We start from the raw sequence: 11,921 nt of genomic DNA on the forward strand, positions 1-11,921 counted from the left end.
AAAATGAAAAAAAATATCTGCATTATATTAGTGTTGAGTCTATTGATCTTTTCATGTGGAAAGAAAGATGATGTCAAATCCACAAAAACCATCGGCGTAACTCTTCTAACTCGCGCGCATGTCTTCTATAAAGATTTGGAAGAAGGTTTGAAGAACGAAGCCGCGAAAAACGGTTACGAGTTGATAGTCACTGCCGGTGATTTCGATCTTGGGAAGCAAAGCAATCAGATCGAGGATTTCATCACGCGGAAAGTTGATGCCATCATAGTCTGTCCGGTAGATTCGCGAGGTGTTGGTCCTGCAATCAGGAAAGCAAATGATGCGAAGATTCCCGTCTTCACCGCCGATATTGCATCGCAAGAAGGTGAAATCGTCAGCCACATTGCTTCGGATAATGTTGCCGGCGGAAGATTGGCAGGAGAATATCTTGCAAAAGTTTTGAATGGCAAAGGAAAAGTTGCGATAATCGGTCAGCCGACTGTAACCTCAGTACTGGATAGAACTCAGGGATTCAAAGACGCCATTGCAAAATATCCCGACATTAAAATTGTTGCCGATTTGAATGCGGAGGGTGTCCGCGATAAAGCAATGCAGATTACATCCGATGTTTTGCAGGCACATCCAGATCTTGATGGAATCTTCGGCATCAACGACGATTCCGCCCTCGGCGCGTTAGATGCAGTGATGCAATACAAACGTCTCAATGTTAAAATTGTCGGATACGATGCAACCCCACCCGCACGTGATGCGATAATGAAAGACACTCCTTTGAAAGCAGATGTTATTCAGAACCCGAAGAAAATCGGAGAAACAACCATCCAGAAAATAAAAGAGTTTTTCTCCGGCGCATCGGTACCGAAAGTCGTGCCTGTTGAGGTTGGCATTGTAGATAAAGAAGAATTACAAAAAGTTACAGGAAGATGAAACCACAGATAACACGAAAAACACACAGATTCACACTGATAATCAGCGCAAATCAGTGTTGTATCTGTGTCATCAGTGGTAAATAATTATGACACCTCTCCTCCAAATGCAAAATATCCGCAAGCAGTACCCGGGCGTGTTGGCGTTATCGGATGTGAATTTTGATCTTCGTGCCGGCGAAGTGCATTGTCTTCTCGGTGAAAATGGTGCCGGCAAATCTACGCTGATGAAAGTTCTTTCAGGTGCGATCAAAAAAGATAGCGGTGTAATTTTAATAGATGATAAAGAAGTCGATTTCCACTCTCCGGCAGATTCTCAAAAAGCCGGAATTGGAATGATTTATCAGGATTTTAAATTAGTGCCTGAACTTACTGTAGCTGAAAATATTCTACTCGGTAATGAACCGACCAAAGGAAAATCTCCGTTTGTCGACTACAAGAAGATGAATAAGGTTGCACGTGCATCGCTTGCACAACTTGGAGAGGAGATATCACCAACAGCGATCGTCAGTTCGCTGAGTGTCGCAAAACGACAGATAGTTGAAATCGCAAAAGCGTTATCGAAAAAAGTAAGAATACTTGCAATGGATGAGCCGTCTGCGGCGCTTACTGATAACGAGTTGAGAAATCTGTTTGCTGTCATAAAAAAATTAAAACAGGAAGGTGTTGGAATAATTTATATCTCGCACCGGCTTGAAGAAATTTTCGAAATCGGTGATCGATTGACTGTGTTGCGCGACGGAAAATTCGTTCATAGCTGCAATGTGGCAGAATCGGATCGTAGAAGTTTGGTTAGATGGATGGTGGGACGAGAGCTTGAGCAGGAATATCCAAAGATCGAATTGAAACGTGGAGAGGAAATTCTTCGTATCGAAAATCTCAATACCGGTATTTTAAAAAATATCAATCTGAATGTATACCGCGGAGAAATTTTAGGATTATCCGGACTTGTTGGAGCGGGACGGAGCGAACTTGCCCGGATAATTTTTGGTGCTGATCCAAAAGAAAACGGTTCGTTATATCTGGAAGGAAAAGAAGTTTATCCTAAGTCTCCCCGCGAAGCTATCGATCTTGGGATTGGACTTCTTACAGAAGATCGAAACAAGTATGGCCTTATTATGCAGATGAATTTGAGAGAAAATATTTCTCTTTCAAATCTTCATGATGTTGTGAAAGGATATTTCATAAATCGCTCAAAAGAAAATTCGGTAGCGGATAAATTTACAAATGACCTGAGGATAAAAACCCCGTCAATCGAGCAGGAGGTTGAAAACTTAAGCGGCGGTAACAGGCAAAAAGTTGTCCTCGCCCGATGGCTTTTCACGAAATCGAAATTGCTCATCTTCGATGAGCCGACAGTCGGAATTGATGTCGGTGTGAAATACGAAATCTATAACCTCATCAACCAATTAGCTAAAGATGGAATCGGAGTGATCGTGATTTCTTCCGATTTACCCGAGTTGCTCGGCATAAGTGACCGGGTTGCCGTGATGTGTGAGGGAAAATTAACCGGAGTTTTATCCCGCTCAGAAGCGACACAAGAAAAAATAATGACGCTTGCAACTGGGGGAACTTTGGAGTTAGCAAATGACTGAGCAATTACAACATTCAAAAAAAATCAAGACCATAATCGGTGAATTCGGAATTACCATTGCACTTCCTGCCGAAATCGCTTTATTCTCTTCACTTTCGCCGTATTTCTTTACCGCTGATAATATTTTAAATGTAACATTACAAACTTCCATCACAGCAATTATCGCGGCGGGAATGACATTTGTTATTCTCACAGCAGGTATTGACTTATCTGTCGGTGCGATGGTTGCTTTCAGCGGTGTGATTGCAACGAGTTTCTTGAAGCTTGATTTACCGTTCGCAATTTCATTTCCTTTAGCAGTACTTATTGCGCTTTCTATTGGAATATTCTCCGGTTCAATAGCAGGATTGTTTGTTACGCGCTTTAATATTACTCCGTTTATTGTCACGCTTTCACTTATGACGATCTGGCGCGGCGCATCTTACATGTATACCGATGGCAGACCTATTTGGGGATTCCCGGATGAATTTAGTTTTCTTGGAAGCGGAAGAGTTTTCGGTATTCCGATTCCCACGATTATAATGATATCCGTTTACGTTATTGCTTACACAGTTTTGAAGCATACGAAGTTCGGAAGATATGTTTACGCAGTCGGCGGCAACAAAGAGGCAGCCCGATTGGCTGGCATAAACGTAAACCGCACGTTGTTATCTGTTTATGTTATCAGTGGAGTTCTCTCAGCGATCAGCGGCATTCTGCTGGCATCACGAATGAATTCCGGCCAGCCGAACGCAGGATTAATGTATGAAATGGATGTTATCGCAGCGGTTGTTGTTGGAGGAACAAGTTTATTCGGAGGTCGTGGTACAATCGTCGGAACATTTTTAGGCGCGATGCTCATCGGCATTCTTAGAAATGGTCTAAATCTTCTCAACGTCGGTTCGTATGTTCAGATGGTGATACTTGGCGTGGTAATTTTACTGGCAGTTCTATTAGATCAAATGAGGACAAAATGAAAATCTTCCGCTCATTAACATTCATATTATTATTTATTCCAAGTTCATTCATAGTTGCACAGAGTCAGGCGTTCGTCTTCACGCTGTATGGCGGATTATTCCTTCCGTCGAACATAGATTTTCGTTCGAATTATAAATCAAACTCCGATTTGATTTGGGGTGGTGGAATCGGATTGCCCATGTCATCCACGCTGTTTGCCACGGGCGATCTTTCATATTTTAACGTAAAAGGAATTGCCGATCCCGTAATCGACAGCACATTAAAACTGGAAGAAAGATTTATTCATATCGGTGTTTTGAATAAACAACCACTTACAGGAAATTTTTTTGTACGGCTATCCGGTGGAATAAGCTATACTACGATTAAACAAAAATACTCAAGCTCCGGAAGTTCGGAAATTACAGTGGATGCTGATAAAAAATTAGGATATTATGGGGGTATCGGAATTGAACAACCGCTCGATCCGCAGGGACATCTTTCGATTTTTGCAGATGCGGTTTACGATTACCGTCGCTCCGGAAGGAAGGAGCTTTTCGGCGATTTCGGTGGAATAAGAGTGATATTAGGCGTTCATATGATAATGTTTTAATATTTTTTCGCCAATGGATTCTCCTCTAACATCTGAATCAAAGAACCTTTCAATTGATTTTTCATTTATCGGAGGAACGATATTAATATTTCATTTCATGGGTGCTGGCGCTCCATCATCCTGGAATTGGGGCTTTCATCATTTCGGTTTTCTAAATATTATGTTTGTTGTTGTCGGATGGTTGATGATGACGGTTTCTTTGCTTCCATCGATTCAGCAAAAAATAATTTATCGATTGGATAATACAATAAAACAGTTCAGTTCTCTTTCAAGGTTTTATCGTAGATTGATATTAACCACGATATTTTTTTTATTCGCATTGATTTGCTGGATGGTAAAAGAAAAAATATTTCTCCTTGGAGATGGCTATCTGATGCTTAGGATATTGCCGACGCTTCAAAATGTGAGCGATCATTATTTCACCAGAAACGAACCTCTTCCATTTATTTTGGTCGGAAAGTTGTGGCAATTTCTGCGCGCATTCAGCCCGTCAATTATTCCGGAAATCCCATTCATAATAATCAGTATATTAAGCGGGTTGATATCATTATTCTTTATTTGGTCTATTGCCAAAATCATTACATCAGATTTTGTTACCCGTTTATTATTAGCTTTATTCTTCTTCGCATCGGGTGGGACACAATTGTTTTTCGGTTATGTGGAAAACTATTCTCTCCTATATTTGTTTATGCTATTGTTCCTCTGGAGCTCGCTTAAATATTTGGAAAATGAAATTGATTTGCTTTATCCGTCGGTCGTTTACGGTTTTCTTTTTGTCTCTCATTTCGGTGTATTTATTATTGCTCCGGCATTAATCGTTCTTTATTATCATTCTTATAGAGCGAATAAAATAAAAGAAATTGTCACCTCAATTGGCGCTACAATAATCACCATCGCTGCTCTCCTTTGGTTGTTTGGTTATTCGTCCAAAATATTTACCGATCAACTTTTTCAGAGTTCAAACCGGTTTATTCAATTCACATCTGGTCAGGATTATCAATTTATCAGTTGGGGGCATTTAATCAATAATATCAATATTCAGATATTGATTTCTCCTTTTGCTCTTATTACCGTTATCATATTATTACCTTCTCTTTTAAAACAGATATTCAAAGGTGATAGAATAATTTTGTTTTTATCGGTGATAGCGGCAGGCGGAATTGTTTTTACTGCTGTTCTTAATTTTAGAATCGGGATGAGTCGCGATTGGGATTTGATCGCTCCTTTCTTGCTCGGAATAATTGTTTTAGCGGGATACGCATGGAACAAAATTGAATTTGATCATACCGAAAAAAATAAATTGCTAACAATGATTGTTATAATTTCAATAATTCATACTGCTGCCTGGATTTCGGTTAATGCTAACGAAAGCGCATCGTTGAAAAGATTCGAAACTCTATCGGATTCACGATTCTGGAGTAAAGAAGCGATGCTTGCAGGATATGAAGAACTAGCGATTTATCATCGCGGTAGAATGGACGGGGAAAATTCGCTCAAATATTATAAAAAATATATACAAATTGATTCGTCAAACACAAGGATTCTGCAGGGGATAGCACACGTTTACTTCTTGATGAATAATACAGAAGAAGAGATGAAGTTCCTAGAAAAAGCTGTTATGGCGGGGGCAAAAAATTGGGATTTATTCCAAAGACTTGGTGAAGCGAATTTTGAGACCAAACAATATTCGAAAGCCGTTTCATATTTTCTGTGTGCCATCTCGATCGACAATAACAATCCCGCTTCTTATTTAAGTGCGGGGCTCGCGTTCAGAGCGATGAACGACAGCGTGAATATGAAAATATACATTAAATCATATTTAAACATGAATCCGAATACACCTGATAGATCAGCAGTGCAAAAATTAATTCAGGAAAAATAAAGATAATCATTGTGTAGTTGTTTTTATTCAGAAAGGATTTATCATGAAAACATTTTTCTTTCTTTTAATGATTTGTTTTGTCCCACACGCGATAATTGCGCAGACCGATGTTGATATACTAGCAACTTCACTCGATTCGCTTGGAATATTATCTTACAACAATTGGAAAGTCAGTGCCGATTTGAAAATTCCTGTAGTCGGAGATCCGACCAAACAAGAATTTAACGATTCACAATGGGGAAACTATAAACTGAATGATCGACTCACTTTCGATTCATGTTGGTTTCGAAAAGAAATTGTGATACCGGAAAATATTCTCGGTCAAACGGTTTCGGGATCGATTAAAATTATCGTTTCGGTGGATGATTACGGATATCTCTGGGTGAACGGTGAAGGTAAAGGATATTTTCCGTGGGATGGTGATTTTGAGTTGACCAATGATGCAAAGCCGGGACAGAAGTTTTTAATTGCGATAAAAGCAATCAATACAGGCGGACCACTTCGTCTCATAAGAGCATATGCAGAATCGAAACAGTCTGAAGAAATCAGTAAAACAATAAAAGATTTTATGCTGAGTATGAAAGTTGGACAAAAACTTCTGAGTTTCGATACCTATCAAACAAACGCGAGGAGAAAACAAGATCCGGGCACCGATAAGTCAGTGATGGTTCGTGAAGAAAAAATCAAACTGAACACTCTTTTGCAAAAACTTGCCGCTGATGTCGATGTTCAATCGCTTGCCGCAGGTTCTCTGCAAAAATTCATTCAATCACTCGATAAAGTAAAATCGCAATTAAAACCTATAGGTGAATTCGCAAAACGATACACGTTGTTCTTCGATGCGAATGCGCATATTGATGCCGCTTGGTTGTGGCGTGAGAGAGAAACAATAGAAGTCTGTAAAAATACTTTTACATCTGTGTTAAATATGATGGATGCACGACCCGATTTTACATTCACACAAAGTTCAGCCTCATACTATGACTGGATGGAGAAACTTTATCCTGAAGTTTACAAAAGAATAGTTCCGCGTGTTAAAGATGGTCGGTGGGAAATTATAGGCGGTATGTGGATTGAACCCGATTGCAACCTGCCAAGCGGGGAATCGTGGGCGCGGCAATTACTTTATGCAAAAAAATATTTTAAAGAGAAATTTGGAGTTGATGTTAAAATCGGTTGGAATCCCGATTCGTTCGGCTACAATTGGAATATGCCGATGTTTTATATAAATGCCGGTATTGACGCGTTCGTGACGCAAAAGATCGGCTGGAACGAGACAAATGTTTTCCCATACCGTGCGTTTTGGTGGGAAAGTCCCGATGGCTCTCGAGTGCTGAGTTATTTTCCGTTCGATTATGTGAACACTGTCGACGATCCTCATCGCTTGGTAGATTGGGTGCGGCAGTTCGACGCGAATACAGGATTCACGAAGATGATGATTCTCTTCGGCGTCGGCGATCATGGCGGTGGACCAACTGACGATATGATTGATCGCATTGAAAGATTGAAGAAGCTCGATATTTATCCGACGATAGAATACGGAACAACGACTCAATATCTTGATTGGCTGAAAAGACAAAATTTATCTACTCTTCCTGTTTGGAAAGATGAATTGTACCTCGAATATCACCAGGGAACATTTACTACTCAGGCGAATAGCAAAGAGTGGAACCGCAAAAGCGAAGTGCTGTTGACCAATGCGGAAAAGTTTTCTTCTCTTGCTTCTTTGTACGGACGAAATTATAATTCCGTTGATATTGAAGATGCATGGAAGAATGTTCTCTTCAACCAATTCCACGACATTCTTCCCGGATCGAGCATACGCGAAGTTTATATTGATTCACCTGAAAGATACAAATTGGCAGATGCAACAGGATCGTACGAATTAGAAAAATCTCTCGGTTATATTTCAAAACAAATCAATACAGCCAAAGTGAAAGGCAAACCGGTTGTTGTTTTTAATCCACTTTCGTGGACGCGGTCGGATGTTGTTTCGCTTGATCTGCCTGAAGGCGATGATAATAATTACGCTGTTACTGAGATACCAGGAAAAGAAATAGAATCTCAGATTATCCAAAAAGAAAAATATCATCGAACTATACTTTTTAAAGCCACAGATGTTCCATCTTTGGGATATAAAACTTTTTCACTGGTAAAAAATAAAATCATTAAAGAAAATAAAATTGCAAATTCTAATTATATAATTGAAAATGAATTCTTCATCGTTAAGATTGATGATGCAACGGGATGGTTGAAGAGTATTATAGACAAGCGGAACGGAAGAGAGTTAATGTCAGGATCCGGGAATGAACTGCAAATGTTGGAAGATAAACCTGCGGCTTGGGATGCGTGGAATGTTGGTTTAACGGGGGTTCAATATCCTACAAAATTGAGAAAAATAGAATGGATTGAAAATGGTCCGGTGCAGAAAACCATCAGAGTTACACGCGATTATCTGAAGCCGGGAGTTAAAAAAGAATATCCGGCAGCGGAATATCCGAATTCATTTTTTACACAGGATATATCGCTGCACAATGGCATTGATCGAATTGATTTTACAACAAACGTAGATTGGTGGGAAGAAAAAACCATGCTCAAGGTTGCTTTCCCGGTCAACGTTCAAAGTAAAATTGCGACTTATGAAATTCCATATGGAACGGTACGACGTTCAACCGAGTGGCGGAACAGTTTAGACAGCGCGAAAGTGGAAGTTCCCGCATCCCGCTGGGCAGATTTATCTCAGTCCGATTACGGTATTAGCTTGCTTAACAATTCAAAATATGGATACGATATTAAAGGAAACGTAATTCGGCTTTCACTTCTTCGCTCACCAGTCTGGCCCGATCCGACTGCGGACAGAGGAAAACATTCCATCCAATACTCGCTTTATCCTCACGCAGGAAAATGGGAAGATGCAAAAACAGTACAGCGCGGGTATGAATATAACACTCCGATGATTGCAGTGATAACTGAAAAACAAAATGGAAAACTATCAACTGAACAAGCACTTGTTAAAATATCACCGGACAATCTTATTCTTACAAGCATAAAAAAAGCGGAAGGTGCGGAGGCTTGGATTTATCAGTGGTACGATGCAATAGGCGCAGAATCGGAAGCAACATTGACATTACAGAAGAGTCCTAAAAAAGCTGTTGTCTCTAATTTCATGGAAGAAAATGGTGACGTCATACCGGTTAGCGGAAACAGCATAAAAGTGCCGACAAAAAAACATGGTGTTGTAACAATCAAAGTATATTACCGTTGAATAAAAAGAATTAAAGGATCATCATGTTTAAAATAATTGTATTTATCGTTCTCATAATTTTACCGAATTATATGTTTTCACAAATTAAAACACGCGAATTGCTGCCGGGAAAAATAAACGGATGGGAAATGTCGGACACGGCAAGATACTATTCCGGCGAAGAAATATTTGATTATATGGATGGAGCGGGTGAAATATACCGCTCCTACAATTTTCAAAATCTAACTGTCCAGCGGTATGCTTGTCAGGGCAATGAAGAAATTCTGGTTGAAATATTCGATATGGGTTCGGCACGGAATGCGTACGGAGTATTTACTTATATGCAGGGTCGCGGAACAGGTGTTTCAATCGGGCAGAGCGGAGAATACAAACTCGGTTTATTAACTTTCTGGAAAAATAAATATTTCGTCTGTGTCCAAATCGAAAAAGAAAACAACAAAGTATCGCAAATGGTATTTGATATCGGTAAATCAATTTCAAATGCGATACCGGGCAATGGAACAATGCCCGAAATCATCGGTTACCTACCGATAAATAAAATTGAAGAAAAAAGCATCCGGTATTTCTTCCGATATGAAATTCTGAACATACATTTTTTTGTTGCCGATAAGAATATATTGAATCTGAACGACAGCACCGATGGCGTTCTTGTAAAATTGAAGAACGATAAAAGCACTTTTTTGCTGATAAGTTATCCGGATAATGCACAGGCCGATTTAGCTTACAATAGTTTTCTCACACATTATATGCCTGATGCAAAAGAGAAGGGAGTAATTGAAACGGAAAACAAAAAGTGGACAGCCTGTTCGAAGCAGAAAAACTATTTACTCATAAATTTCGATTCACCGACAAAAGAACAAGCAGCGATTATAATTGATACATTCAAAAGGAGATTATCATGACACATATAATAACCCGGCGGGATTTTCTCCGCAAAACAGGTGCCGCGGCAATAATAGCAACAACCGGAGCGCCATTATTCGCAAATCAAACAGTTGAAAAGAAATCAAAGGTTATACTTATCCGTAACCAAAGTATTGTCGATAAAAACGGGAATGTTAACCAAAATATTTTCGGGCAGATGCTTGATGAGGCGACGGTAAAATTGTTTGATACTAAAACTTCCGATGCGGCATGGAAACAGATTTTCAAACCGGCCGATATTGTTGGTATAAAATCTAACACATGGAAGTATTTGCCCACTCCGCCTGAAGTTGAGAACACGCTAAAAGCACGACTGAAGAGTGTTGGTGTTAAAGAAGAAAATATAAGCATAGACGATCAGGGAGTGTTGAGCAATCCGGTTTTCCAAAAAGCTACCGCGCTTATCAATGCACGTGCGATGCGGGCACATCATTGGGCGGGTGTGAGCGGATGTCTGAAAAATTATATCATGTTCACTCCGGAACCGTCGGATCTTCACCCTGATTCGTGTGTTGATCTTGGAAGTTTGTTTAAACTTCCGATAGTGAAAGGTAAAACACGGCTACATGTTCTCTTAATGATGACGCCGCAATTCAATTGTTTGGGACCACATCACTTCGATAAAGAATTTATCTGGCAGTACAAGGGGATACTTGTCGGCACAGATCCGGTGGCGCTCGATGCTGTCGGTTTAAAAATAATCGAAGCGAAACGTAGACTGTATTTCAAAGAAGATTTACCGATACGTCCGGCACCGAAACATATAGCAGCGGCGGAACAGAAGCACGGTGTTGGTGTAGCAGATATGAAGAAAATCGACCTACTCAAACTCGGGTGGAATGATGGAGTGTTGATATAGATAATTTTATACGTTTAAAAAATTACTCGATGAATTAAAGTTTTTCTTTTGTTTACAGGAAGTCAAAAGCAAAATTAGTTACTCGTCGTGGCGAGTTGCCTTTTGAAATCCTCTTCATTTTCGGTTTTGTTTTCTTGAATATCGGTACTGATCTGATTCTCTTCAATAGAAACAGCGGGTGGGCGGTTCCTTTTCCACGGTTTCTTCATAAGCCATTCAATTAAATCATTAATTGCCATCAGAATTAGAAGAAGGGCTATTAAAAATATTATCGTGATGCCTACGTCGGGAATGGATTTACTTAATATCAATAACATAATCATATTTGCTCCTGACATGTTGATATCGTCTTATGGAATGTAAATAATTTCATCAATGTTAACAAATCTATTTTATTGATAAAATGAATAAATATCGTTACAATATCACGGATAAAGTATAATCATTAATCTTTCATTAAAACAAGGGAATTTATAATGGAAAAACAGAGTTACAAGAATCATAGACGCTGGGTGTTTGGATTTCACGGCATCCTATTTTTGCTCGTTATTCTTCTTCTTGGCGGATCGGCAGTAAACCTGTGGAAATCATTCGGTGATCATACGCGTGTTTACAGCGCTTCGTTGCTTTTTGTGGTGAGCATCTGCTTGCTGATGTTATTTTTCTATTCACGCTCATTCGCTCTTAAAGCGCAAGATCGTGCCATTCGAGCTGAAGAGAATCTCCGCCACTTTATTTTAACCGGTAAACCGCTTGATCCGAAACTAACGGTCAGGCAAATTATCGGTTTGCGCTTCGCGCCGGATGATGAGTTTGTTGTATTGGCAAAAAGAGCGGTTGAAGAAAAATTGTCTGAAGATGATATCAAGCGAGCGGTGAAGAATTGGAAAGAAGATTACTACAGAGTTTAAAAGTATTAGAAGGAATT

At 39.6% G+C, this 11,921-nt stretch carries 10 protein-coding genes; 9 read left to right on the top strand and 1 reads right to left on the bottom strand.

All coding sequences use genetic code 11. The features are described 5' to 3' along the window. The first annotated feature begins 3 nt into the window (after window positions 1–3). The 8 genes from HZB59_08510 (at window position 4) to HZB59_08545 (ending at window position 10,993) form a co-directional block, all read left to right on the top strand. On the top strand, window positions 4–924 hold the full coding sequence (locus HZB59_08510) for a substrate-binding domain-containing protein (GenBank protein MBI5021463.1): 921 nt from the start codon (window positions 4–6) through the stop codon (window positions 922–924). Window positions 925–1,009: 85 nt separating this feature from the next. Beyond that, on the top strand, window positions 1,010–2,518 hold the full coding sequence (locus HZB59_08515; protein ID MBI5021464.1) for a sugar ABC transporter ATP-binding protein: 1,509 nt from the start codon (window positions 1,010–1,012) through the stop codon (window positions 2,516–2,518). Beyond that, entirely contained in the window at window positions 2,511–3,473 is a 963-nt protein-coding gene (locus tag HZB59_08520) for a ribose ABC transporter permease (protein MBI5021465.1), read from the top strand. Before HZB59_08515 ends, HZB59_08520 begins: the two co-directional genes overlap by 8 nt. Continuing rightward, window positions 3,470–4,063, top strand: a complete 594-nt coding sequence (locus HZB59_08525) for a hypothetical protein (protein MBI5021466.1) — start codon at window positions 3,470–3,472, stop codon at window positions 4,061–4,063. The genes HZB59_08520 and HZB59_08525 overlap by 4 nt, the downstream gene beginning before the upstream one ends. Window positions 4,064–4,076: 13 nt before the next feature. Further along, window positions 4,077–5,945, top strand: coding sequence for a hypothetical protein (locus HZB59_08530; protein ID MBI5021467.1), 1,869 nt, complete (start codon window positions 4,077–4,079; stop codon window positions 5,943–5,945). Window positions 5,946–5,988: 43 nt separating this feature from the next. After that, window positions 5,989–9,210, top strand: a complete 3,222-nt coding sequence (locus tag HZB59_08535) for a hypothetical protein (protein MBI5021468.1) — start codon at window positions 5,989–5,991, stop codon at window positions 9,208–9,210. Window positions 9,211–9,233: 23 nt separating this feature from the next. Then, on the top strand, window positions 9,234–10,112 hold the full coding sequence (locus HZB59_08540) for a hypothetical protein (protein ID MBI5021469.1): 879 nt from the start codon (window positions 9,234–9,236) through the stop codon (window positions 10,110–10,112). Then, window positions 10,109–10,993: a DUF362 domain-containing protein gene (locus HZB59_08545; GenBank protein ID MBI5021470.1), complete on the top strand. Its 885-nt coding sequence runs from the start codon at window positions 10,109–10,111 to the stop codon at window positions 10,991–10,993. Before HZB59_08540 ends, HZB59_08545 begins: the two co-directional genes overlap by 4 nt. A gap of 74 nt (window positions 10,994–11,067) precedes the next feature. Here the strand turns inward: HZB59_08545 and HZB59_08550 are convergent, their stop codons facing one another. Next, entirely contained in the window at window positions 11,068–11,316 is a 249-nt protein-coding gene (locus HZB59_08550; protein MBI5021471.1) for a hypothetical protein, read from the bottom strand. Between the two features lie 153 nt (window positions 11,317–11,469). Here HZB59_08550 and HZB59_08555 point away from each other — a divergent pair, with 153 nt between their 5' ends. Then, window positions 11,470–11,904, top strand: coding sequence for a hypothetical protein (locus HZB59_08555; protein ID MBI5021472.1), 435 nt, complete (start codon window positions 11,470–11,472; stop codon window positions 11,902–11,904). Window positions 11,905–11,921: the final 17 nt, after the last annotated feature.

The sequence above is a fragment of the Ignavibacteriales bacterium genome (assembly GCA_016214905.1).
Classification (GTDB): Bacteria; Bacteroidota; Ignavibacteria; order UBA10030; family SZUA-254; genus PNNN01.

Bases quoted from the DNA above. Each gene is read 5' to 3' on its own strand.
- HZB59_08550 (MBI5021471.1), bottom strand. From the start codon at position 11,316: ATGATTATGTTATTGATATTAAGTAAATCCATTCCCGACGTAGGCATC.
- HZB59_08510 (MBI5021463.1), top strand. From the start codon at position 4: ATGAAAAAAAATATCTGCATTATATTAGTGTTGAGTCTATTGATCTTT.
- HZB59_08530 (MBI5021467.1), top strand. From the start codon at position 4,077: ATGGATTCTCCTCTAACATCTGAATCAAAGAACCTTTCAATTGATTTT.
- HZB59_08535 (MBI5021468.1), top strand. From the start codon at position 5,989: ATGAAAACATTTTTCTTTCTTTTAATGATTTGTTTTGTCCCACACGCG.
- HZB59_08540 (MBI5021469.1), top strand. From the start codon at position 9,234: ATGTTTAAAATAATTGTATTTATCGTTCTCATAATTTTACCGAATTAT.
- HZB59_08555 (MBI5021472.1), top strand. From the start codon at position 11,470: ATGGAAAAACAGAGTTACAAGAATCATAGACGCTGGGTGTTTGGATTT.
- HZB59_08525 (MBI5021466.1), top strand. From the start codon at position 3,470: ATGAAAATCTTCCGCTCATTAACATTCATATTATTATTTATTCCAAGT.
- HZB59_08545 (MBI5021470.1), top strand. From the start codon at position 10,109: ATGACACATATAATAACCCGGCGGGATTTTCTCCGCAAAACAGGTGCC.
- HZB59_08520 (MBI5021465.1), top strand. From the start codon at position 2,511: ATGACTGAGCAATTACAACATTCAAAAAAAATCAAGACCATAATCGGT.